Below are 23,845 nucleotides of genomic sequence, written 5' to 3'. Positions count from 1 at the left end.
GGCTGTGATCGAGGACACCGTGCAGCAATCCGCCAATCGATAATTTCGGGAGGGAAAATGATCGACCTCGTTCGATTGAGTGACGATACGGACCACGGCGGCAAGGTGATCACCGCGTCGGCGACCATGAGTTTCGGTGGCAAGTTCGTAGCGCGTAAAGGGGATGAGGTTTCGTGCCCGAAGCACGAAGACGTTCGACCCAATGTGATTGTGGACGGCGACGAGTCGATGACAGATGGCGGTATCCCGATCGCGCGTCATGGCTACAAAGCTACATGCGGCTGCCGGCTTATTTCGAGCCTGGTATGAGTCGGGGCGGTAGTGCGATCACCCCGTTCGGGCTACATCGCACATCGCGCAGCGACGTATATTGAATAAAGAGGCGTCATGGGAGCGCAGGACTTAATCAGCACGATCACGGGTGGCCTGTCGCAGAGTGACCGCCTGCTCAAACTGGACACGCCGTTAGGCTCGAACACGCTGGTCCCGCAGCGGGTCGTGGGCCGCTCGCGCCTGGGCCGCCACTTCGAGTTCACCGTCGATGTGGTATCCACCAACGGCAGCGTCGAGCTCAAGACGCTGATCGCCCAGCCGGTAACGCTGTGGATCCAGCAATCCGACAAGTCCTACCTGCCGCACAACGGCTACGTGCACACCGCCCGGCGCCTCGGTTCAAACAGCGGGCTGACGAGCTACCAGCTCGGCTTCGCCTCCGCATCATCCGCACCCGCATCACCATCCGGCGCCTGCTGCGCAACCTGCTCCGCCGCCGGAACCGAAGGATCTCCCGCCGGTTAAAAGCTGGGCGTATCCGTTCGCCACGAACAGCGGCAAAAACCCGCCTGATGCGCAGGACTACCTACAGGCGCTGGGAACGGCCGGGGACGGATTTTATCCGCTCGGCGCAAGCGGCATCTGGCACGGGGGTATTCACTTCGACCAGCAGACGGATGGCATGCTCAAACAGGGCGACGGCGTGCGCGCCATCGCCGATGGCGAGGTGCTGGCCTACAAGCTGGATTCGAAATATGTCGAGCTGAATTACAGCGACGACAGGAAGGCGCGTTATTCGACGGGCTTTGTGCTGGTCCATCACAAGCTCGGATTGCCGCCACTGCCAGATCCATCGAACACGAACACTAATGATGCCGCCAAGCCACCTCCTCCTGATGAGGTGCTGGACTTCTACAGCCTGTACATGCACCAGTCGGACTGGGCGAGCTATCAGGAGGCCGAGAAATCCGCCCCGCCTCCGGCCGATCCAACCACGCCGCCGACGCCCGCGATACAGCGCATGCCATTCTGGCAGGGCAACGCCTATTGCCGGGTAGGCGCCAAGGCGAACGATAAACAGACGCCGGCCACGAGTTCACCCAACCCGGTCGCTCCGGATGCACCTCCAGCGGCCAACGCACCGCTCCTTGTGGGTCTGCACATCCACGACAAGCCGAACGGGAGGCTCCTGGGGCTGCTACCGCAAGGTACGGAACTGACCGTGGCCACGACCTCGGCTCCGGGGTGGGTGACGATTGCCTCCATCAGCAAGGGGGCGCCAGTAAGCGACGTGCAGGGCGCCGATCCGAAGCCCGGCGCATCCAACGGCTGGGTGTTCCTCGACGATCTGGATTCGCTGATTGACCCCAGTCCGCTCGACGCAGTCGTCATACTTCCGAAGCCCTTCCGGGTGAAGGCCGGTACCCTGCTCGGACATGTCGGCCAATATGTCCGCCATGGCGACGCGAGCGTGTTACCTGCTGCATCGACCTCGCGACCACTACTGCATCTGGAAGTGTTCGCAGGCGACGCATTCGCCGCGTTCGTGGCCAAGAGCAGGGACCGTGCGAAGAAACTGCCGGACAATCAGAAACCCCTCTTGGTGGTATCGCCGGGTGCGGCGCTGGTGGATGTTTCGCAACCTGTTGACCAGAAGGTTGCGATCGGACTCACGCTGGAGCCCGTTGCCGGCAAATCGGGTAATGGACTTTGGACAAAGGTACAGCCGACGAAGATTGTCACCACACCCGCGCCACATGGCAATCACCATCCGACAACCAGCAAGACTAAAGAGGGGGACCCGTTCTGGGTGGAACGGGCTCAGAGCGGGCAGGTTGTTGCGGGTGTGGTGAATGGCTGGAAGGAGTTTCCGCTGCAATTGTCCAACCCGAAGCTTGCGACCGCCAGCTTCATGGACGTCTTTGCGCCGCTGGAACTCTCACGACTGGGCGCCGACGCGCAAGCCGTCGACGACCAGGATGTCCACTGGTGGAAGATTGAGGTAGGGACGGGGACGGGCAAGAGCGGCTCCGGGTGGGTACGCGGCAAGGACCATCCCAATACGGAGTGGCAAAGCCCGTGGGCTTGGCCCGGATTCGAGGTCGTGGACGGCACCGAGGTGCCGATGGCGGACATGTTCAAGCGGTTCATCCTCGTGAACGGTCAGGCATTGCCTGACGAAGAAACGTCGTTCCAGGCGAGTGCCGTCACTGTCAACGGGAGCGACCTCTTTACGAAACTGGAGAAGGCGATCGATCTCGATGGGAACGGCACGGTCACCGCACAGGAACTGGCGACGGCGCACAGCACGTCGTGGCTCGCCGAGGCGCTGTCGCACCTGATTGTGCGTTACGAGACGGAGTGGGGCGGCGACCCGAAGAAGTGGCCCGCGCTCACGCCAATCATGAAGGAGCGTGCGCCAATCTGGAAGGATGAGTACCAGCGTATCCAGTCGCTTCAATGGTGGGATCAGGTCAAGGCAATCAAGGACTTCCCGTCAAGTCCGACGGTCTATCACTTTCATCCGATCGGACTTGTTGGGAATTTCGCGGACCTAGGTTTCCGTTTTACATTGGCAATGCTGACGCTTATATTTCCAGATGCGAACACCGCGTCTCTGCAGGCGATAGCAGATGAGTTAAATGCACATATCGACTTTTATCAGCTCGATACACCACTTAGGAGGACGCACTTCTTCGCCCAGGTCATGCAGGAGGCAGGGCGCCAGCTTACAGTCGAAGAAGGCTTTGTGTGGAAGGCGTCTTCACTGATCGCGAAGTTCTCGTATTTCGCCCACAATCCGGGTGACGCAAATCTGCATGGATACGCTACAAGCAGGCCAATTAAGGCGGATGGCACAGCCATGAATCAATCCGATTTTGAGGCGATTGCGAATGGTGCGTATGGAGGCCGAGCGGATCTAGGTAACGGCGATCATAATAGCGGCGATGGTTGGAAATTTCGTGGACGAGGTCTGAAGCAGTTGACCGGAAGGGCTAACTACCATGATTTCACAAGTTGGCATCAAGAAAACCAGGCTCAATGGCCGGATGACAGCGTGAATTTCGAGGAAACTCCCGACTTGCTGACACAGATGAAATACGCTGCGAGATCGGCAGCTTTCTTCTGGGTCAGACATGGGTTGGCGCTAAAAGCTGATAAAGGTCCAGGCGAATCGAATGTAAATGCCATTACGGCAATTGTTAATTTGAACACAGATAGCTATGCGGCAAGAGTTAACAATTTTAACTTCATTTATAGTCGGAAAATATTGGAATGAAACGACTCAGTCTGAAAGCGCTTGGCGCGATACTTATTCTCTCCTTGTTGTGCGCGAGGGCGGTTTATGCGCAGCCTACTGAGGAAACTTTGTGCGAGCCCCACGAGGAAGTCTATTTTAGCTGTCCCGTGAAGAAAAAAATTGTTTCGGTGTGCGCGTCTGGGAATGTCTCTCCGGATAACGGGTATGTCGAGTACCGCATTGGGAATTCTGAGCACATTGATTTCCAATATCCGGATAAGCCCTATCCCCCTGGGAGGCATTTTTCTATTAGCGATATAACAGGTGGAAATTTAAATATAGTCCATTTGAAATTCAGGTCGGGGGGCTACGATTACGTTGTCTACCAAGGAGATGTGAGCGGGGTTTATGTGAAAAAGAATGGGAAGACAGTTGCCAATTTGACCTGTGATGCCGGTATTTATCAAACTCTGAGTCCCAGGGCGATGCGTGGGATTAAAACGACGCCTCCTGTCGATGGGGTTGATTGATAGGGCATATGCACGTAACGGTCAAAGCGTCGAAGGGACTCTTCGGCTTTGACCGATTAGAAGGCGGGGTTCACGGAGTGTGGATCGGCGTCCCAACGAAGAACTCCCTGACAGTCAATTGACTTGAGCCGCTGCATCGGGAGCTCGGGTCGCGGGCGAAGACCGCGCGTCTCAGCTATGTATCACACATGATCTAGCGGGATAACTGAGAAAACACATAGATGATCGATCTTATTCGCTTGGGTGACGATACAGACCACGACGGTAAGGTGATCACTGCGTCGACGACCATGAGCTTCGATGGCAAGTTCGTTGCGCGTAAAAGGGATGAGGTGTCGTGCCCGAAGCATCTGACACCAAACCGAACGTCATCTTCGACGGCGACGAATCGATGACAGATGGCGGTATCCCGATCGCGCGTCATGGTTACAAGGCGACGTGCGGCTGCCATCTTATTTCGAGTCTTATCTGACTCAGGGGCAAGGGTGGCGTCGCACGGGGTGCAGGCAATTTCCTGCGACCGATGCGCTACGCCGGAATTCCGGCTGCGAGACTGCAACAAGGACTGACAGTGCGACGGTGAATCTGCGTAACCCCGAGCACGCCAGCATCGTGATGGTTAGTCCACCTGACGCCGCCTTGCGGGACGTCAGCGAACTACTCGCACTCGGAATATTGCAAAAACCCACCACAACTCACCCACCCCGCAACTTTTACCATCCAAAAAGCATAATCCCAACCCCACCAAGAAACATTTCCCGAAATGCCAACCGCATTAAATTAAATCAGGTTCAAAAACACCAATATTTAACACTTTAACCCTGACATTAATTTGCCTCATTCCTCCGATCTTTGTAATATGCCGCAGTAACGCGGGGGCGCGTGCGGAATAAGAAAAGAGGCGGTATGGGAGCACAGAACATAATCGGGGTTGAAATCAGCGGAGCAAGCAAGCCACAAGCACAAGCTCGCCCGCAAAACCTCGACCACACTACCACTTCACCTCCTCGCATCACTGCATCTCAAGCCCCTCATCTCGCCCGCTCCCAACAAAAGCAAAAGAGAACCCGCCCATGAGTGCCGCTGACCTTCTGCGTGCGTTTGCATCGCCATCACTGTCCCAGGCAAACCGCTCATTCCGGCTTCATTGGGGCAAGTCCCAGCAAACCCTAGAACAGGTATTGATCGCGCAGCGCATCGACATCCGCGAAGGCCTATGCGCGGGGATCGAAGGCCACGTGACGTGTCTGTCCACGCGCGCTGACCTACCGCTAAAAGCCTTCATCGGCCTACCACTGTCCGTGCAACTGGTCACGGATCGTGGCGCCTTGCACCCCATCTGCGGCATCGTGACGGACGCTCGCGCGGGTCAATCGGACGGCTCGCTGTCCACCTATCAGTTGACGATACGCGACTCCCTCTCGGTACTCGAAGGCCGAACGAATACGCGCATCTTCCGCACGCTCAACGTCCCCGATGTGATCGAGCGGTTACTCGGCGAGTGGCAGAAAAAGAGCCCCGCACTGGCGCGCGCCTTCGATTTCGATCTGGCGGCGGTGAATCGCAGTCAATATCCGGTGCGTGAAACGATTTTCCAGTTTAACGAGTCGGATGCGGATTTTGTCCGGCGTCTCTGCCGTCGCGACGGCATTGCATGGTTCACCGCGGCGGGCAAGCGCGGACAGGATCCCGCGAGCGACGGCAATAACGATTCGCCGGTCCACACGCTGGTGTTCTTCGACGATCCGATGAAGCTGCCCAAGTCGGCGGCCGGCACCATCCGTTATCACCGAGATGCCGCCACCGAAGAGCGTGACTCCGTCACGCTGTGGTCGGCATCGCGTCAGCTCGTGCCCGGCAACATTCAGCGCGCCAGTTGGGATTACAAGAGCGCCACGCTCGCGCAATCGAACGAAACCAACATCGTCGATCAGGGCGAGGCCGGCAACGACCTTGGGCAATTGCTGCGCGACTCGGCCATCGATGTGCCGCACGCAGGGGATTCGTGGGCGGACTATGAGCGGGTCAGCAAGACACGCATGCTCGCCCACGAATTGCGTGCCGCCAACGTCGATGCGGTCAGCGGTGTGCGCGACCTGGCCGTCGGCCGCTGGTTCGAGCTGACCGGTCATCCGGAAGTGGACACGCATCCCCAGCAGCAACGCGAGTTCATCGTCACGACGCTGCATCATCGCGGCGAGAACAGTTTGCCGAAGACCTTGAACGACCGCGCGCAATCGCTGTTCGAGTCGAATCGCTGGCACTTCGATGCGCCGCCGGCGGCCAGTCAGTCGCCCGCATCGAACAAGGGCGACACCGTCGAAACCCGCTACGAAAACACCTTCAGCTGTGTGCAGCGCGGCGTGGCGCTCACCCCGGCCTACGATCCGCGTATCGATCTGCCGCGGGTCTACCCCATCACGGCGCTGGTCGTGGGACCGGCGGGCGAGGAGGTGTATTGCGACGAGCTCGGCCGCATCAAGGTGCAAATCCAGGGGATGGACGCGGATGATCACGCGCATGCGCAAGGCGCCGGCACCAGCGGCACCGACAAGGACAGCGCGTTCGTGCGCGTGAGCAGCAGTTGGGCCGGTACGAACTATGGACACGACACGCTGCCGCGCATCGGAATGGAAGTCGCGCTGGACTTTCTGAATGGCGATCCGGACAAGATGTTCGTGACCGGTGTGCTGCACAACGGGCCGAACATGCCGGCTACGTTCAGCCACACCGGGTCGTTACCCGGCAATCGCTTTCTGTCGGGGATGAAGACGAAGGAGATCACCGGCAACCGCTATAACCAGTTGCGCTTTGACGATACGGCGGGGCAGATCAGCAGTCAGTTGGCGAGCGAGCATGCCGCCAGTGAGCTCAATCTTGGCTACCTGACCCAACCGCGCGAGAACGGCAATGGCCAGGCACGCGGCGAGGGGACGGAGTTGCGCACGGACGCGGCGGCATCGCTTCGCGCTGCCAAAGGTCTGCTCCTGACCACCTACGCTCGCAACAAGGCCGAAGGTCATCAGCTCGATCGCGACGAGCTGACGCAGTTGCTCAACGAGTGCGGCGAACTGTTCAAGGCACTGGGTGACTATGCCGGCCAGCACGGCGGTCAGGCGGTCGACCTCACCGGACAGACCCAACTGAAGACCGACCTCGCCGCATGGCCTTCCATCCAGACACCGACCGGTGACGGCAAGCCGATCGTCGCGATCGGCGCGGCCGACGGCACCGTCAACCTGACGCCCAAGAGCCATCTCACGTACGCCGGGTTGAACATCGATACGGTCGCGCAGCAGCATCTGCAACTCAGTAGCGGTCAGCACTTCAGCGTGCAGGCCGGACAGGGTGTGCAGCTATTCGCGCAAGCGAACGGATTCACCGCCATCGCCAATCAGGGAAAGATGCTGTTGCAAGCGCAGGCGGATGACCTTGTCGTCAACTCACAGAAGAACGTGCAGGTCACATCGAGCGCGGGCGAGGTACTCGTGACCGCCAAGAGCATCCGCTTCGTCGCGGACGACGGCAGCTTCATCAAGATCGGTGGCGGCATCACGATGGGCTCCAACGGCGCGCTGCAGGTGCACACCGCAAGCCACGATTTCCAGGGGCCGTCGACGGAGCAGGCCGACAAACCGAACTTCGGCAAGGACGGCACGAAACAGCAGTTCCTGCTGCATTACCCCGGCCATACCGAAGCCGCCCCTAACGTCGCTGCCAATCAGCACTACAAGATCACCATGGACGACGGTCGCGTCGTGCAGGGCGTCTCGGATGCGAAGGGCATGACGCAGTCGGTGACGGGCGACGTCATGCACATCGCCAAGCTCGACATCCTCAAACCCTCGCTGTGAGCCAAACGCCAGATATCACCATGGACGATTCACCATTCGATACCGTCGCCCAGCGCACCAGCACCACGCTTCCCAATTGGTGCAGCTTCAGCCTCGCGGAACTCCCGCCGGAAATGCCTGGCACCGCGATCCTGATTCACGGCGTGAACGACTTGGGCACCGACTTCGGTACCGTCGAAGCTGGCCTTTGCGAGGGCCTCAACGAACGGCTCAACCGCAGCGATCTCAAGGCGGGCGTCTACACCCAGGGGCGCATGGCGAACGAAGACCGCAAGGTCACGAAAGACGATCTGTTCAAGGACATGGACGGCGTCCTTTACCGGCGCAGTGAACCGGATGGCACACGCAGCGTGCTGATTCCGTTTTACTGGGGATACCGCGCTGCGCCGGACGAAATCGGCAAGCAGAGCATTAACGGGCAGGTGGTGGATATTCACGGCAACCGGCTGGACAAGAATTTCGCCAAGAACGGAGGCATGTTCGCCAACGCGACTACCAACATTCCGGACATGTTCAACACCCACTTCAAGGGTGGCCTCAAAACGAACATGTTGGAAAAGTTGCAGCACGATCCCACTCACCCTCTGCTCGAGGCGCCTAATCGTCACTACATGGTGTTGGCCGCACGTCGGCTCGCGATGCTGGTCAAGCAGATCCGGAACATTGACCCGGACGAGACCGTCTCGATCATCGCGCACAGTCAGGGCACCGTCATCAGTCTGCTGGCGCAGGCGCTATTGATGCAGGCAGATAGCAGCGACGGCTCCAGCGCGGCGGCCAATCGCCCGGCCGATACGCTGGTGCTGATCGACTCCCCATACAGCGTGATTGCGCCATGGATGGACCGCGCGACCCAAACCGGGGACGAGCAGCAAACGGCGTATGCGCGTGCACGAACGCTGATTGAACTGGTCAAGCTGGTGGGTGACGGCAAGCATCCGACGCCGGAGTTGGATCAATTGCTGCCGAATACCGCGGATTGCCGCGGACGCGCGGGTCCTGCATGGACGCCGACACAAGCCAAGCGCTTCAATCCCAAGACCGATGATGCCAACAAGGCAGTCGTCTTTGCCGAGCGCGATAACCGGGGCAAGGTGTATCTGTACTTCTGTCCGGAAGACGCCACCGTCGCCCTTAAAACCGTACAGGGCATCGGTACCAACGGTGTGCCCGACACGGCTGCGGTCCATGATCCCGATGCAGGCAAAACGGTCGACATGCCGTTGATGACGCCTCTGATCGCGAGCGGCTTCCACCAACGCGTGTTCACCAGGCGTAAGCGCAACGGTGCGACGGTTAAGGTCGGAACTGCACCGCAGTTCTACACCTTGCGCGAGAAGGGTGAGACTAGCCACGGCACCACGGGCTTCATCAACACGCAGATCAAGCAGGGCGGCAACTCGGTGGGCGCGACCCGTCAGGTGAACGGTGAGGAACTCAACCCGCCGTTTGATCCGGATTTGCAGGGCAACGTCATTCCGGGTACGGAAAACAAGCCCATCGATGCGAATGAAACCGCGCCAGGCAAGCAGAGCTGGGATCAGATGGAGACGGAGGTGGCGCTCACCCGTCTCAAGCTGCAGACGCTCACCGATCAGCCATTGCCCTGGCCGGGCGCGGGCGTGGACCCGTCCAAACCATCGGTTGCGGAAGTGCAGGCACAGTACGATGCCAATCCTGATCCTGATGATCGCTGCCAGGTGTTCGATGTGACCGCGGGCAGTCCGGTGGCGCCGGATGTGCGCTATGTGACGCGGACTGAAACCCCCAATGAGGCCAAGGTTCGACTCATGAACGACCCAAAGCGGCTGGGCGACAGCTCCTATCACTCGGCGATCATGAGCGGGCAGAAGAACCATCGCTATGGCACCGCGATGGATGTTGCGATTGGGCAGGGGAAAGCATTGGATGATCTGGAATGGGGGACGCTACTGCGCTTTATCGCTGACTGGCGAACGCCATTGGGCATGATCTCAGTAAAATGTCGTGCCAAGTATCCGCAACTGATTCCAGGCATGAGAGCCTTGGTCGAGGCGACGTGCGAGTACTACACGAGCGGCGCCTTTCCGACGGATCTCGTTCCCGAAAAGCCGCCTAAGCCAGTAGTCAGTGAAACCCTGACCATGCAAAATCAGGTGTCCCGCGAGGCCACTCGCACCCCAGCAAACACCTCAGGGGGGACGATATGATCGCGCCGCGTCTAAACGGTATAAGGTGGCGGCTGTTTCTCGGATTGCTGCTAGTGCTGATCCCACTGTGGGGGTTGGTCTTTGAATACGTGGTGGTCGGTCACGCCCCCAGTTACGGAAATATGCAAATGAGTGGACATCTTCGCGCTTGGGTAACTCCTCCGCTGATCCTGGTGTTAGCGTTGTTTCTCGGTCAGACGGCATTTGCAGGCACGTCGAATTCCACGCAGGACAAGGCAGGCTCACCCGCGAAAGCACCCGACACATTGCCGGCGCTCGCAACGAACTCGTCAGATCCACGTTTCACGCTCGAAATTCGCGGCCTCGGCGTCGTAGTGGACAAATACCGTCAGAGGGCGCTATGGGAGCGATTGGACGAGGTAGGCGCCAAGGGCACCTTGTTGCCGCAAGATCCCAAGGCATACCCATGGTCATCGAACGATCGACTCTTCGCGGCCCAACAGCGTGAAGGGAACGCGTTGGAATACACGCTGCCCAATGGCTGGGTAGAGCGTTGGCCGATTCCGGTAATAGCGATCGGTCCGGCGCGTAACGATCAGGATGGGTACGCAGATCGCATCAACGAACATGTGGTGTTAGCCCGTCAGGGAGCGGGCCTCGGAATCACGCTATTTACGCAATTGGGCGCCCTGCAAGCTAACGACAGCGACAGCGTTCTACGGACGCTATTCCAGGTATTTGAGCAACATCCGGAACTACCGGCTGTGGTGGTGCTGGCTGAAGACGGTGCTTTGACTCGCGGATACATGCGCACACCTGGCAACGAGGTTCCCAAGGACGGCAACTTCGTACCCAAACAACCCGATAGCTTCGTGGCGTTGCTCGTGAGCCGTAAAGACCGGGTCGACCGCGACATCCGTCCGTACGTGGTGAACGTCCCTTATGACATAAACCTCAACGACACCAAATACGACATCATCAAACTGTGGAATTACTACTGGGCGCAAGAGAAGGTCTACGACAAAAATCACATGGGCTTCATGTCCTACGACTACTGGCAAAAACTCGTCCCCGACCTCCTAACCCAGGTATCCAACCGTGGCCACGGCGATTTCAAACCCAACCCATGGGTACCGATCCGCTGGACCGAATGGCAACTGAAGCAGTATGACGACGCACCTTTGCTCGGCTACCTGCATCGCCCGGTCGACGTATCGTTCCTTGATGAAGACGGCAAGCCCATGAAGCGTCTCGCGCGCGTCGCGAAGCTGAAGGAAGCATGGACGCAGGCCATGGGCACGCTCCCAGAAGGCCAGGCACCGGCGCGCGTATTCTTCGACCCGGACTCATCATCCGACGCGTGGATCACACTGACCCAGGCGCTGCACGGCAACGCACAAAACCTCGACCTGGACGACCCGGAAGAGGGCTTCAACACAGCCCAACGCGTCGGCGACACCGGCACCGCCTCACCGTGGGTGCAGATCGGCCTCGCCGTGATGCGCGGCTATGCCAAGGGCGGTACCAGCGCGACGGTGAATCTGCGCAACCCCGACCACGCCAGCATTGTGATGGTCAGCCCACCTGACGACGCATACCGGCAAGCGCATTCGCAACTCTTCAGCTACGGCGTGAAATAGGAGCAGTCAGCCATGCCCAAGCCGTTTATCGTTGTCGGCGACACCCATAGCCACGGAGGTCAAGTGATAGCGGGTGCGCCTGGCTCCAATACCGGTGGCAAGGCGATTGCCCGGATCGGCGATCCCGCGATATGCCAGATTCACGGCCCCACGACCATCGTGACGGGTGACAGCAACGTCAAATACGCCGGCCAGCCCGTCGCCCGCGACGGCGACAAACTGGCCTGCGGGGCAACCTTGATCGCAAGCCAGAGCAAGACCGGCAGCCAGTGACGTCCATGACACGCATTGGCGCAGTCGCGTTTAGCTAATTCAATCGAGCCTTCGCCATGTCCGCATTTCCGACGCCCGCTGAACTGACCCAGATCCTGCCGTTCGCCGCACCCGCCCGCCCATGGCGGCTCGTACGCTACGCCTGCACGGACTGGCTGGTCATCGGACTTTGCTGGACTGCGATGGCGCTGCTGCGCAATCCGTTCGTGTATGGCGTGTGCCTCCTGCTGATCGCAGGCCGTCTCCAGGCACTGGGTGTGATCCTGCACGACGCCTGCCATCTGCCGTCACGCCGCAGAACGGTACCGCTCGCCTTCGTCGACGCCCTGGCGGGCTGGCCGATCGGCTCGTCGATCGCTGCCATGCGCTATCACCATCTGCGCCACCATCGCGCGGTATGCACGCCAGAAGACCCGTATCTGCATCACCTCGCCGCACGCGGCGGTTGGGTGAAGCGCGCCATGATGTTGCGCGGCGCCTTGCTGCCGCTCTGGTGGCCCCTGCGTGCGCTGACCTCACCTATTGCATTGCTCTGGCCGGCGTTCCGGCCGTGGTTTGCGCGAGGTTTCCTGCAGGAACGTTCAAAGCGCGACTTGCGCCAGCACGCTGAGATCATCGCGTGTGCCCGCGCCGATCTGCCTCACTGCGTGGCCTATCTGCTGGCCATTGCGGCCGTCGTGCATTGGCAATTGCCGTTCTTCACGTACTACGGACTGCCGTGGATTCTCGGCGGCATCATGAATGCGAACCGCGTGCTGATCGAACACGATCCCGTCGAGAATGGCGAGCGCTCGCAGGAAGCGGTGTGGGCGATGACCCACACATGGCACTATGGCTGGCTCGGCAAGCTCGTGCTGTTTCCTCGCAACATCGGCTTCCATCAAGTCCATCACGTGTACCCGGCGCTCGCCCTCGAGCATCTGCCTGAGGTGCATCGGTATCTGCTTGATCGTCTGCAGACGTCGCCGTCGAAGACCTGAACTCGCAAGCGTTCGCAGTCCCCGCTCACCTAGAGTTCAAACCGCATCGGCTTCTTGCCCTGCTGCGCTTCCGGCAACGTTTCGCCGCGCCTCACGGCGGCCAGTAGACGCTCGATGCCCACATGGACCACATCGGCGCGCACATTGTGCGCTTCGAATCCGGGTGCGTTATCCAATCCCTGCCGATGCGCCCGCATGATCCGCACATCCTGCTGGATCACGACGTGGGTGTACAGATGGAGCAGGGGCCGCAACGCGCGCAGCAACCAGCGCGGCAATGGGAAGCGATAAGCAATGTACGTATAGACGCGCGAGCGCCATGCATCGATCGGCGTGATCTGACTGACGATCAGGAATCCGGAGCGACTGCCCCATGAATAATCGCAGCGCGTGACGTTGGGCGCGAAGAAGCGGTCGGTGTGAACCAGCGGTTCGTGATCCGGATTCGTGAGCCAGTCCATCATGCCGATCTTGTCGTGATCGTCATGATAGGTCACTTCGACACTCTCAGCCTTCAATGCCACCGTCGCTTCCATGGCGCTGCCGCGACTCGAACGGAAGATGCCGTCGTGCACGAACACGGTATGCGGCACGTCCATGAAATTCTGCGCGAGCATGCCGATGTCGCCATCGAACGTGTTCACCATGAAATACGACTGCCACGGTTTGGTGCCGTAGAACGGCATGCGGAAGATCGGCTTGGCGTCGGCGTCGTCCGTGCCGAGATAGACCCAGACGAGACCGTCCTGCTCGCGCACCGGGAATGGCCGCTGGCGAAACGGATAGTCAGCCGGCTTGGCCGCAGGCTGCATACCGTCGATGGTGGGAATATGCACGACCCGACCCTGCGCGTCGTAGCGCCAGCCGTGATACGGACAGACGAGGCAATCGCCCGCGAGCTTGCCGGCGGACAGGCGCGTGCCGCGGTGGACGCATTGATCGACGAGTGCGGTGACCTCGCCACCGCTTTGACGAAACAGCACGATGCCGAGGTCGAGAATCTTCACGCCCAGCGGTTTGCCGCGCCGCAGTTCGCGCTCAGTGCAAGCGACGAACCACTGTTCGTGAAGTCCGTCGCGGGGCGCTGTCGTATCGGTGTCGATGGCAGGATTCTTTTGAAAAGCGATAACGTGATCGGACGGTTGATCGGTAGTCGACATGGGTCAGGCCGTCATGGCGAGCAGCGCATCTGCGGTAGCCAGCCGATTGATAAGGACGCGAGGCTTGACGTCGCCCGCTCGCACACCGGTTCGCTCGGCCGCCTGTTGCAGGGCATCGGCGAGACGGGTAGGGGACCCCCGCAGCGAGCGTACGCGCAACGGTCCGAGCTGGCCCAGACGGCGCGCATGAGCGTAGTGGAAGGAACGCATCAGTCCTTCTTCGACCGCTGCACGTATAGCCTCAGCGTCGCGAGGTTCGGCGGTAGCGATCAGCATCATGTAGTGCGGCGGTTCACCCGCCGCGCACGGCGCCACGCACGCGCTATCGTGCCCATCGAGCACGGCAGAGAGGAGGGCGTCTAGCATCTCCTCATCGAGCTTCTCACCGACCAGGTCGCTTTGCGTCGCAGAGCGGCCGACGAATTCGACGCGCGGCGTACGGCCGGCCATCGAAGCGACGCGAACACGATCTCCCAACGCATAGCGATACAGGCCGCCGCCCGTCGTCACGATGACCTGCGCGGTATCGCCGGGCTTTAATGCGTCGGCATCGCGCACGTTGCCGTCGTCGAACAAAAATTCCAGGAAGTGGCTTTCGATCGCAAGCGGACAACCGGCACCCGAACTGAACGGCAGACTGATCACCGCTTCGGTCGCAAACAGGCCTTTCGGCAACCAGCGCACGTGCGGGAAACGTTCGCGCAACTGCGCGGCATACTGGCGGCTCGGACCGTCCATCCAGCAGCTCACCGCTGCGAGCTGCGGCCACAGCGCATCGCAGGTTCCAGTCGCGAACGCCTGTTTGAGCGCTATCTTGCGCTGCGCCGCCAGGGTCGCGTCGAGCCAGGCGAGCGTCTCGGCATGCTCGGGCGCGTCGGCGTCGAACAACGGACGCAGCAGACTGGTGAGGAAGGTCGGACTCCACACGCTGATGAACGCAAGATCGTCCGCGGCGATCAGCGCGAGCAGCGTCTGTCGGCGCCATGCGGATACGTCGTCATGCCCAAGCGGCGGAATGAGCAAGGTCGGCGCAAGGCCTGCGATGAGACTGCCGCCGAGATAATCGAGATCACTCGTCGAGCCGATGGCAATGCCGTTAGGCGCGCGGCCTTGCGTTTGCAGCGGCGGCGACATGGACCAGTAAGCGCGTCCTGCGCCGATCTGAGGCAACTGCCGGTACAGATCGGCCAGCCACACCGTCAAGGCCTGCTGCATTTCCGCGAGGAAGGCCGGCGTGTACGGAATCAGTTTCTGCTGCGCGCTGTTGCCGCTCGTGCGTTCGAAAAACTGCGGAGGCTGCGCGGTCAGCACCGCTTGCGTATCGCGCTGCGCACGCTCGATCCATGGCGACAAGCCGGCGTAGTCGCGCACCGGAACCCGCTCACGAAAGCGCGTCACGTTGGCGATATCCGCGAAACCATGCTCGCGTCCGAACGCCGACTCGCGATTGTCCGCCAGCAGTTGCTTCAGCCGCTGCGCCTGGACGAGAGCCGGTGTCTCGAGCGCGGCCTCCCACGCGTCAAGCGCGGGTTGCGCGGCTGCGGCGAACGACTGCCAAGCTGCGCGTGTGCCGTGAGTATCCGTCGCCATCAAAAGTAGGTTTTATCGAGTTGGCTCAGATCGGCCGGAAGCCGGCGCGGCGGCAAAAAGATCTGCAGCCAGCCGAACCAGAGCGGACGAGTCTCGGCGGCGTTCGATGCCGCGTGCAACTGTTGCCAACGCAACCCCGGTCGCCGGTGATGCGTGAGGTTGTAGTTGAAGTTCAGAAACGCCCAGCGGACGAGGATCGGTGCACGCATGTTGTAAGTGCCTTCGACGACGTCAAGGGGCGTGCGCATGTGATAAACCCATTGCAGCGACGACCAGGAAAACGCGAAGGCCACGTACGCAATCAACACGACCACCGGTTTCCAGTCCAGCAGCCATCCTACGAATAGCCACACTGCAATGCCGCCCAGGACTTCGAAACGAATGCGTTGGAAATCGCGCAGCGAAAAGTCCTTGAATGCCGCAGCGTAGGTATTGTCGTCACCGCGCTTCGACCAGTTGTTCGCCACGCCCGCCGGCAGCAGCGCCAGCACGATGCTGCCCACAAGGCCGCCGAGCCAGATCCCGCCGAGAATCGCCGAATAGTATTCGGCCCACTTGCGCGGCAACGACTCGCCCGGACTGGCGAAGTCCGCGCGCTCGGCACGCGTGCGATTGCGCACATGATGACCGAGGTGATTAATGTGAATCAGTGTGGCAGAAGCGCCGAACATCGTAGAGGCCCACCACATCATCATATAATTCACGCGACCATGGCGATGTCCGAAGCCGTGAAATGTCTCGTGCATCATCGAAAAAACACCCTGCATGATGATGCAAAACGGGATCAGAACCAGCCATTTAAGCGGACCCACACCGGTATGCGATAGCCACGTGAGAACGCCCGCCCACACTGAAGTCTGCAGCATCAGCGCAAGCAGATTCGCGCGGTCGAAGCGGTGTGATGAAGTGGCGTCGTCTTGCACGTTCGGTTTGGGCATACGGGAGATGAAGGCCTTGATGTACGCGAAGAATACATCGGATACCTGTGTTTTATCCAATCTCGAGGAATGCATACCGCATAGTCTGCTGCGCGCTCAATCGACATGACCTTCTTTAACAGACGCTCGAACGTTGCTCGCGTAACGATGCCACCCGCCGATATTCCCACGCGCGACATGCGTTTCACGCTCGACGCGACGGTTCCGCGCTATTGGTATCGCGGCTGGTGCCACGTCACGCGTTTCTTCGATGCGTTTTCGATCATGTTTCCGCTCGGCGAGAAATTTTTCATCGACAGCGTGAAGCACTTTCGCGACCAGATACCCGCTGAGACGCCGCTAGCGGCCGAGATCACCGGCTTCATCCATCAGGAAGGGACGCATATCCGCGAGCATCGCCTCTACAACCTGCGTCTCGCGGCCCAGGGCGCGCCGATCGATGCATTGGAGGCGCTGATCCAGCTCCGTCAGCAGAACAGCTTGCAGAGGGTCTCGCCTGCGACACGGCTCGCGCTGACGGCCTGTCTGGAGCACTACACCGCCATCCTCGCGGACCAGCTGTTGCGTCACCCGGAAATACTCGACGGCGCCGATCCGGCCATGGCCGCGATCTGGCAATGGCATGCGATCGAAGAAACCGAACACAAGGCCGTGGCGTTCGACGTCTTCGCCGCGACCGAACCGAGACCTCTACGGCGCTATCTGGTTCGTTGTGGCGCGATGCTCGGTGTATCGGTGTACTTCGTGATCGACCTGACCTACTTCGTCTATCGCCTCGCGGCTTGCGACCGGCAACGTGGCAATTGGCGCGAGTGGTGTCGTTTGCAATGGTGGCTGTTCGTGCATCCCGGTATATTCACCCGCGTGCTGCCGGCATGGCTTTTCTGGTTCGCACCGTGGTTTCATCCGAACCGCATCGATAGCCGGGCGGTTCTGCAGACCGCCCGCCGCGCACTCGAAGAGCAAAGCTGAACGGAAGAATCGTCTTCAGGCCACCTATGCGAAACGCATGATGACAGCGAAGCCTTGCTGGACACCCCACAGCTTCGACGACTGGCGCCGCTATTATCCCGCGACGCCGTTCGTGCCCGCCGCAGAGGGTCTTGACTGGACCGGTCGGTTTATCGACTGCTGGAATCGCTCGAGCTCGCGGCTGCCGCGGAACACGGTCGTCGTCCTTGTCGCGGGTCTGTATTCGGAGTGGCTGCCGCGCTGTCATCGCGACGCGCTCCACGCGCTGCGCGACGCGGGATATTCGGTGCTGCGCGTACCGGTGCGTTCCTCCCGCGGTGTCGTCGAGCAAGGCCGGCATATCGCCGCCACGCTCAATGCCTTTTTGTCGGACGGTCACCGCTTCGTTGCGTTGACGCATAGCAAGGGCGGCATCGACACGCTTGCCGCTTGCGTCAGCGACGCGTCGCTACGCACGCGTTGCGATGGCATCGCGTTGGTGCAACCGCCCGTCGGTCCGGCGTCGCTGGTGGACGACATGCTGGGCTGGGGCGCGACGCCTCCGCTCGACGCCATGCGTTGGCAGGACAGCGTCGGCCGGCGGTTGCTGCGCACGCGTTGGGTCGCTGACGGCACGCGGGACATCAGCAGTCGACGCGATCCGCGCGTCGCAGCAATGCTGGCAAGCATTCCCACTGACTTGCACTGCGTCCACGCGGTCAGCTGGTCGATCGAGCGCAGTTCGCGTTTCGACGCCTATCACGAGCGGCTGAATGCGCGCCGGCCAGGTTGTGCGCATGATGGGCAGTTCTACCTCGAGCATCAGGTGCTGACCGGCGTGCCGCAGGTGTGCCTGCCGCGTCTCGATCATGGACAGCCGGTGCTAGGTGGACTGGGCTTCGATGCCGGCCGCTTCTGGCTCGCGTTGGCCGATTTGCTGCACGCGACTAGCGGGGATGATTCTCGGCGGGGCGCTGGTGCGTCACACCAGATAGATTTCGAAACCCGGTATGAGCGCGGCTGACGCAGCGTCGATCGGCGACGCCGCGCCGGCAGTCGATAGGGTGTACAGATCCATGGAAATGCGCGTCGAACGGTAGCGCGTCACGGCGGGCCAGAGCGGATCGTCATCGTAAAGGCACAACTGCATCAGCGCATACTCGTGACGTACGCGCGCCCAGGCCGCGTCGAGCAAAGCGGCGAATACATGAGGGTCACGCTGTCTCACCTGCAGATGGGTTAGGTAAATATCGCGCAACGCCTGACCCGGCGCGGCGATCCGGGGACGGCCAAACACAGGCGCCATCGCATTGAATGCAAGTCGGAGGGCCCCGATAGGACGCGGGAGCCGCTCCAGCACGATTCGCTTGATCTGCGCGGCATCCCATGGCGCGAGGCAGCCGAGCAGGTTGCCGCGTGCATCGAGCGCGAGCAGGAATGCTTCGATGCCGAAGTCGGGCCACGTCTGCAAGCGCCGCGCGAACTCGTCTTCGGAGAACACACAGCCGAACGGCTGGTCAGCCGATTGCGTATCGAGGAAGGCGCGCAGTGCGTCGGCATGATGCGATTGCGCCTGCACGATGCGAAGCGAATCTGAAGTGCGAGCGGCGCTGCGCCAGCCGCGTTGTCCGTAGATCGATACGTTGCTATAGCCACGCCAATGCGTCAGCGGGAGTCGGCCGCCTCGTCTTGCGCCCAACAGCGACTGCGAAGCCAGCCGGTTGTCGCGGATCATGCAGCAGTAGGCATGTTGCACGCCCGCCTCCTGTTCGAGATCGGTGAGACGGGCACGCACTTCTTCCATCCATGCGCGCGATAGCTGCCGGTCAGGCACGAGGCGCAAGTCGCCCAGATAGGCAACCGGCCGCACCAGCCCGCTCAGATAGCCGTGCCGAACGACGAGACTCGCAACCCCTCTCATGTCACCTCGTTCATTCTCGGCCAACCACGTACGATGATCGATGGCATGACAACGGTGCAGCGCGAAGTAGTCGGGGGCACGGTCGAAGCGCAGCGGCAATGCGCCTTGCATCGCGTGCTGCGCCTGGAAATCGAGGATGCGTGAATTGTCGGCGGCGTAAGCGCGACGAATCTGCAGCGATTGCGTCGATTGCATCAGGCGCGGCGGAACAGGCGTTGCGCCATCGGCCGCAGGTTCGTCAACGACAGTTCGCATAGGCAGACGAGCTCGTCGCCGCGCGCGTAGTGCGGATTGCGCTTCAGAAAATACGCGACGTCGGGCAAACGGCAATGCGCTTCCGATACTTCGGCGAGCGCGGGCGTGAGGCGACCTTGCGGCTTGGCGAACGACAGCACGCCGTTCTCAGCGTTGTAGGCCGTGCCGAACCGCTGGACTGCCAGGTGATCCATCAGCGCTTGCGTAGCCGGCGGCGTCACCGCGTCGACGCGCGGCGCGTAGTCGTGCGCGAACGCGCGCAGATACCGGTAGGTACGATGGCCTTTGCAAATCAGGAACCAGTAGAACGGCATATCGGGCGCCTGGCGCTGAAGTTCACCGGCGAGACGAATCCATGCGAAGGCGAGTTGCTGACTACCCCAGTGCGCCGGATCGATGATTGTGTCACCCGAAAAGATCACACGCAGCGACGCATCGCGCCACCTTGTCGTGTAGAGCTTGAGTGTCGAGAACCCCTGAATTATGCCGTCTGCATCGCGCAAGATAATGCAATGCGTTTTGTCTTCGAGGTCCTGATCAAACAGTTCGCGCTGGGCATCGCAATAGGATGCCGAGTAGAGCGAGAACATCCGGTCGATTTCAAACGCGCTCAAGGTGACGCGTTCAACGGGCATGGCGCTAAGGCGCATGAGTGACTTCTGCATGACTGAACACGTTGTTATGATACTCGACCGAGCATCCATCTTTTAATCCATGGAAACGTCATCGACCCGCCCCACCGTAAGCGCGCCGTCGGCGGTCGGGTCGCTCACGTGGCTGATCGTGTACCTCGCCGTATCCGGCGCTCTGTACTTCTTCGTCACGCACTTCCCGTTCGGCACAGTGCGGATCATCACGCCTTCCGCGATTGATGCATGGGTACCGGTGTTGCCTGCCACCGTACCACTCTATCTGAGCTACTTGCTAGTGATGCCCACTCTGGTGTGGTGCGGTCGCGGACAGCGTTGGCTGCCGCCGGCGTTTTTTGCCGGTGCTCTCGCCACGGGACTGTGTCTCGTCAGTCATTTGTTCTGGCCCACTGAGATTGTGCGACCCGTGGCTGACGCGGGTTGGCTCGCATGGTTGCATCGTATCGACTCGCCGCTTGCCGCGTCGCCGAGTGGTCACGTCGCGCTGCCGGTCGCTATCAGTGTGGTGCTGGCGACGCTGCGTAAGCGCGTTGCGTGGTGGTTCGGATTGTGGAGCATGGTGTTGATGTTGACCGTGTTGACCACCGGACAGCATCTGTTTGCCGATATGGCGTATGGCTTCGTAGTGGGCGTGTTCGCCGGCACGGTCACATTTGCGCTGCAGTATTCCCGGGTGAATTTGCGCTCGATGACGATGATCCTGCTGGAGTGGTTAGCGATCGTCGTGACGCTGCGCGTGGCCGTTGCTGTCGGCGACTGGCGACTTTATGCGCTCGCTTGCCTCGTTATCGCGACGCGCCAGCATGCGCTCTTCATCCTGTATCACGACGCCACGCACTACCATATCAGCCGGCATCGCTTCACCAACGACTTTCTGATCAACCTCGCGATTGGTGTGCCGGGTGCCGTGCCGGTTGAGTTCTATCGACCGTTGCATCTTGAGCATCATCGACATGTCGGCACGGCTCACGATCCCGAGCGCCGCTTTCTGTATCAGAAGCAGCCGTGGGAGTTTCAGCCGCTCGATACCGTGCGTCTTGTCAGGCAATTGCTCGGCGACCTTCTGCTGGTCAACACCCTGCGCACGATGCGCGCTTACAGGAGCGCGGGTGGCGCTGTTGTGCGTCCGACGGGTCCATTGCTCTGCGCAACGATTGTGTGGGCTGTCATCGTCGCGCTGCTGGTTTATCTCTGTGGAATGCGCGTGCTGCTCCTGTTAGGCGCGCTCTGGTTTGGACCGCTCTTTACGTTGGGTGTGCTGCTGCAAAAAATCCGCAGCTTCGCCGAGCATAGCGGCGGCCCGGGCGTGACGCCGGGTTGGGAGAACTGGACCTATGCGTGGCGCGTGAGATGGCTTAGCCGACTGTGCATCTGGCCTTATCACATCAATTTGCATCTTCAGCACCACCGCAATCCGAATGTCGCGTGGCACGACTTGCCGTCGGAGATCCGATCCGACGATCCGATGCTGTCGTCGCGTGAACTTCCAGGCTTGCTCTGGCTGGGATGGCCTCTCAAGCCCCGGGCGCGAGCGGGGCGCAGGCCGTGAAGATGTTCCATGAAGACGATGACCGGGGGCCGGTGTGAAATTCCTGAAACAAACGAGCTTTATATTCATCATTTCGACATTCATGCTGCCTTCCTGGGCGGACGATCGCGGTGTAACGCTGACGTCGCATGACGTGCCCTATCCAGCGACGATCACGTTGAAGGATGTGGGCAAAGACACAGCGGGCAAGAGGATCTTTTCTTACCAAATTAGCCTTGCGTCGAAAACGTGTAAATCGGCGATCTCAGGGGTGGCAAAGTTCTACTCCGAGAAGGACGCGGCGGGGGATGACTCGACGTTCCTGCCGGACGGCGAGGGGGTTGATATAAACGTCTTCAAGGACAATGGTGCAAATGGTCAGGTGACCATTACGGTGGACACTGCCGGACGGCCGAGATATGCCGGAGTGGATATAGAAAATGCTCACGTAGGTGGATGCATCACCAAACCAGGCGTGGGATGGGATTTCTATGATTGGAATGCTGGAAAAGGGTGAAATTTTCCCGGCACCGGCACCGGCACCGGCACCGGCACCGGCACCGGCGACAAGACCATTGCGAACACCACGGCAGTTGCCACGGCAACTGGGATCCAAACAACTCACGCAAACCTGAACATAATGCTCAAGCCTCTTATTGCCTTGTCTATCTCCGCTGGACTGCTCACATGCAACGTCAGCGTCGCCCAGGCCGAGACATTTTCCTGTCACGCCACCAGGAACACCGTGGACCACTTCATGGAAGTGACGATTCAAAACGGGACGATCAGCACGTTCGACTACTCCAGCTCGACACCGGTAGCCGGTAGCGTGAACAACTGCCTGGTGGCTTCAAACGGGGCGAAGGTGACCCAGTCATCCAACGGGGCTCAGGTGTTCGCGTTGCCAAACGACGATACAGTCACCGTGTCGAAGAAAGGCAAGCAATTTGTGTTCGATTTCTCGAAGGTATCGTTGAGCGACTTTTGCGGACAGTCGTCGACGATGGCGACGCATCTGACCATCACCCCCGGCGTCAAGCGATGCTCCGGCATCGACAATTTCTGACGGATCCCTTCGTCTAACGAAAGAAAAGGACTAGTCACGTGAATAACAGATTTAACGACGGCAGCGCAGGTGATGCCAACTACGGCACGATAGGGATTGGTTACACCTCATACCGGCAACCTGATCCCCACATTGAGGGGTTCATCCGGAACGCACTCGGCGATGCCCGTTCGGTTCTCAACGTCGGTGCCGGCGCCGGATCGTATGAGCCTGTGGACCGCAATGTCGTGGCGGTCGAACCGTCGGCTTCCATGCGCGCGCAACGGCCGGCACACCTGCCCGTTGCAATCGACGGGGTAGCGCAAAGCCTGCCCTTCGCCGACGCCAGCTTCGATGCAAGCATGGCCACGTTCACGGTTCATCAATGGCCGGACCTTAAGGCCGGGCTCGCCGAAATGCGGCGCGTCACGCGTGGCGCCGTTCTGATTCTGACCTGCGATCCCGCTCGACTGGATTGCTCGTGGCTGGCGACGTACGCGCCCGAGATGATCGCGGTCGAGGCACGGCGATATCCACCCATCTCTGCAATCGTTGAGGGCTTGGGAGGGCAGACGATCGTTCAGCCGGTGGAGATTCCGCTGAACTGTACGGATGGATTCAGCGAAGCCTATTACGGCAGACCGGAGAGACTGCTCGAACCCGGCGCACGACGCGCTAACTCCGCGTGGAGTTTCGTCGAGGCGGGCGTCGAGGAGTGCTTTGTCGATCGACTGAGCCGCGACCTCAAGGATGGGGCGTGGGATGCGCAGTATGGGTCGCTTCGCACGCAGCCCTTGTTTGATGGATCACTGCGACTGATCATCGGGCAGCCGTGATCGTGCTGTGGCACGTCGAAGCCGAAAACG

At 60.4% G+C, this 23,845-nt stretch carries 19 protein-coding genes and 2 pseudogenes; 16 read left to right on the top strand and 5 right to left on the bottom strand.

Going from position 1 to position 23,845, the window contains the following annotated elements:
* The first annotated feature begins 57 nt into the window (after window positions 1-57).
* The 10 genes and pseudogenes from P3T42_RS29660 (at window position 58) to P3T42_RS29615 (ending at window position 12,941) form a co-directional block, all read left to right on the top strand.
* Window positions 58-309 carry a PAAR domain-containing protein gene (locus P3T42_RS29660; RefSeq protein WP_429308060.1) on the top strand — a complete coding sequence of 84 codons (252 nt, stop codon included), beginning with the start codon at window positions 58-60 and terminating at the stop codon, window positions 307-309.
* Between the two features lie 78 nt (window positions 310-387).
* Window positions 388-714, top strand: a pseudogene (locus P3T42_RS29655) (contractile injection system protein, VgrG/Pvc8 family); the annotation flags it as partial.
* 241 nt (window positions 715-955) lie between these two features.
* A complete protein-coding gene (locus tag P3T42_RS29650) occupies window positions 956-3,553 on the top strand; it encodes a glycoside hydrolase family 19 protein (RefSeq protein WP_429308059.1) in 2,598 nt (865 codons plus the stop codon).
* A complete protein-coding gene (locus P3T42_RS29645; RefSeq protein WP_429308058.1) occupies window positions 3,550-4,044 on the top strand; it encodes a hypothetical protein in 495 nt (164 codons plus the stop codon). Before P3T42_RS29650 ends, P3T42_RS29645 begins: the two co-directional genes overlap by 4 nt.
* A 221-nt stretch (window positions 4,045-4,265) precedes the next feature.
* A pseudogene (locus P3T42_RS29640) lies at window positions 4,266-4,516 on the top strand (PAAR domain-containing protein).
* Window positions 4,517-5,117: 601 nt separating this feature from the next.
* Window positions 5,118-7,898, top strand: a complete 2,781-nt coding sequence (locus P3T42_RS29635) for a type VI secretion system Vgr family protein (protein WP_429308057.1) — start codon at window positions 5,118-5,120, stop codon at window positions 7,896-7,898.
* A 20-nt stretch (window positions 7,899-7,918) separates the two neighbouring features.
* Window positions 7,919-10,087, top strand: a complete 2,169-nt coding sequence (locus tag P3T42_RS29630; RefSeq protein ID WP_429308056.1) for a T6SS effector phospholipase Tle3 domain-containing protein — start codon at window positions 7,919-7,921, stop codon at window positions 10,085-10,087.
* Between the two features lie 128 nt (window positions 10,088-10,215).
* Window positions 10,216-11,688, top strand: coding sequence for a type VI lipase adapter Tla3 domain-containing protein (locus P3T42_RS29625; RefSeq protein WP_429308055.1), 1,473 nt, complete (start codon window positions 10,216-10,218; stop codon window positions 11,686-11,688).
* 12 nt (window positions 11,689-11,700) lie between these two features.
* Complete coding sequence (locus P3T42_RS29620; protein ID WP_429308054.1) at window positions 11,701-11,961, top strand: PAAR domain-containing protein; 261 nt, start codon at window positions 11,701-11,703, stop codon at window positions 11,959-11,961.
* A gap of 56 nt (window positions 11,962-12,017) precedes the next feature.
* Window positions 12,018-12,941: a fatty acid desaturase family protein gene (locus P3T42_RS29615; protein WP_429308053.1), complete on the top strand. Its 924-nt coding sequence runs from the start codon at window positions 12,018-12,020 to the stop codon at window positions 12,939-12,941.
* 29 nt (window positions 12,942-12,970) lie between these two features.
* Here P3T42_RS29615 and P3T42_RS29610 read toward each other — a convergent pair whose 3' ends face one another.
* From P3T42_RS29610 to P3T42_RS29600, 3 genes are read right to left on the bottom strand one after another with little or no spacing between them, the layout of a single operon-like run.
* Window positions 12,971-14,101, bottom strand: coding sequence for a Rieske 2Fe-2S domain-containing protein (locus P3T42_RS29610; protein WP_429308052.1), 1,131 nt, complete (start codon window positions 14,099-14,101; stop codon window positions 12,971-12,973).
* A 3-nt stretch (window positions 14,102-14,104) separates the two neighbouring features.
* On the bottom strand, window positions 14,105-15,691 hold the full coding sequence (locus tag P3T42_RS29605; RefSeq protein ID WP_429308051.1) for a GH3 family domain-containing protein: 1,587 nt from the start codon (window positions 15,689-15,691) through the stop codon (window positions 14,105-14,107).
* Window positions 15,691-16,629 carry a fatty acid desaturase family protein gene (locus tag P3T42_RS29600; protein ID WP_429308050.1) on the bottom strand — a complete coding sequence of 313 codons (939 nt, stop codon included), beginning with the start codon at window positions 16,627-16,629 and terminating at the stop codon, window positions 15,691-15,693. Before P3T42_RS29600 ends, P3T42_RS29605 begins: the two co-directional genes overlap by 1 nt.
* 147 nt (window positions 16,630-16,776) lie before the next feature.
* On the opposite strand from P3T42_RS29600, the gene P3T42_RS29595 reads away from it, so the two are divergent.
* Together P3T42_RS29595 and P3T42_RS29590 are read left to right on the top strand one after the other, a co-directional pair.
* Window positions 16,777-17,601: a metal-dependent hydrolase gene (locus P3T42_RS29595; protein ID WP_429308049.1), complete on the top strand. Its 825-nt coding sequence runs from the start codon at window positions 16,777-16,779 to the stop codon at window positions 17,599-17,601.
* A 37-nt stretch (window positions 17,602-17,638) separates the two neighbouring features.
* Complete coding sequence (locus tag P3T42_RS29590) at window positions 17,639-18,604, top strand: hypothetical protein (protein WP_429308048.1); 966 nt, start codon at window positions 17,639-17,641, stop codon at window positions 18,602-18,604.
* Here the strand turns inward: P3T42_RS29590 and P3T42_RS29585 are convergent.
* Together P3T42_RS29585 and P3T42_RS29580 are read right to left on the bottom strand one after the other, a co-directional pair.
* Window positions 18,563-19,756 (bottom strand): hypothetical protein, encoded by a 1,194-nt coding sequence (locus P3T42_RS29585; protein WP_429308047.1) that lies wholly within the window; start codon window positions 19,754-19,756, stop codon window positions 18,563-18,565. The two genes, P3T42_RS29590 and P3T42_RS29585, sit on opposite strands and share 42 nt — an antisense overlap.
* A complete protein-coding gene (locus tag P3T42_RS29580; protein WP_429308046.1) occupies window positions 19,696-20,421 on the bottom strand; it encodes a hypothetical protein in 726 nt (241 codons plus the stop codon). Before P3T42_RS29580 ends, P3T42_RS29585 begins: the two co-directional genes overlap by 61 nt.
* Window positions 20,422-20,470: 49 nt before the next feature.
* On the opposite strand from P3T42_RS29580, the gene P3T42_RS29575 reads away from it, so the two are divergent.
* The 4 genes from P3T42_RS29575 (at window position 20,471) to P3T42_RS29560 (ending at window position 23,815) form a co-directional block, all read left to right on the top strand.
* Window positions 20,471-21,955 carry a fatty acid desaturase gene (locus P3T42_RS29575; RefSeq protein ID WP_429308045.1) on the top strand — a complete coding sequence of 495 codons (1,485 nt, stop codon included), beginning with the start codon at window positions 20,471-20,473 and terminating at the stop codon, window positions 21,953-21,955.
* A 34-nt stretch (window positions 21,956-21,989) separates the two neighbouring features.
* Complete coding sequence (locus P3T42_RS29570; RefSeq protein ID WP_429308044.1) at window positions 21,990-22,451, top strand: hypothetical protein; 462 nt, start codon at window positions 21,990-21,992, stop codon at window positions 22,449-22,451.
* A gap of 123 nt (window positions 22,452-22,574) precedes the next feature.
* Window positions 22,575-23,000 carry a hypothetical protein gene (locus P3T42_RS29565; protein ID WP_143788502.1) on the top strand — a complete coding sequence of 142 codons (426 nt, stop codon included), beginning with the start codon at window positions 22,575-22,577 and terminating at the stop codon, window positions 22,998-23,000.
* Window positions 23,001-23,038: 38 nt separating this feature from the next.
* Complete coding sequence (locus tag P3T42_RS29560) at window positions 23,039-23,815, top strand: class I SAM-dependent methyltransferase (RefSeq protein ID WP_429308043.1); 777 nt, start codon at window positions 23,039-23,041, stop codon at window positions 23,813-23,815.
* The last annotated feature ends 30 nt before the right edge of the window (window positions 23,816-23,845 follow it).

It is taken from the genome of Paraburkholderia sp. GAS38, assembly GCF_050434965.1.
In the GTDB taxonomy this organism is placed as follows: Bacteria; Pseudomonadota; Gammaproteobacteria; order Burkholderiales; family Burkholderiaceae; genus Paraburkholderia; species Paraburkholderia phenazinium_A.
The sequence above is the reverse complement of the archived record's forward strand: the minus strand, read 5'-3'. Positions and strand labels throughout refer to the sequence as shown.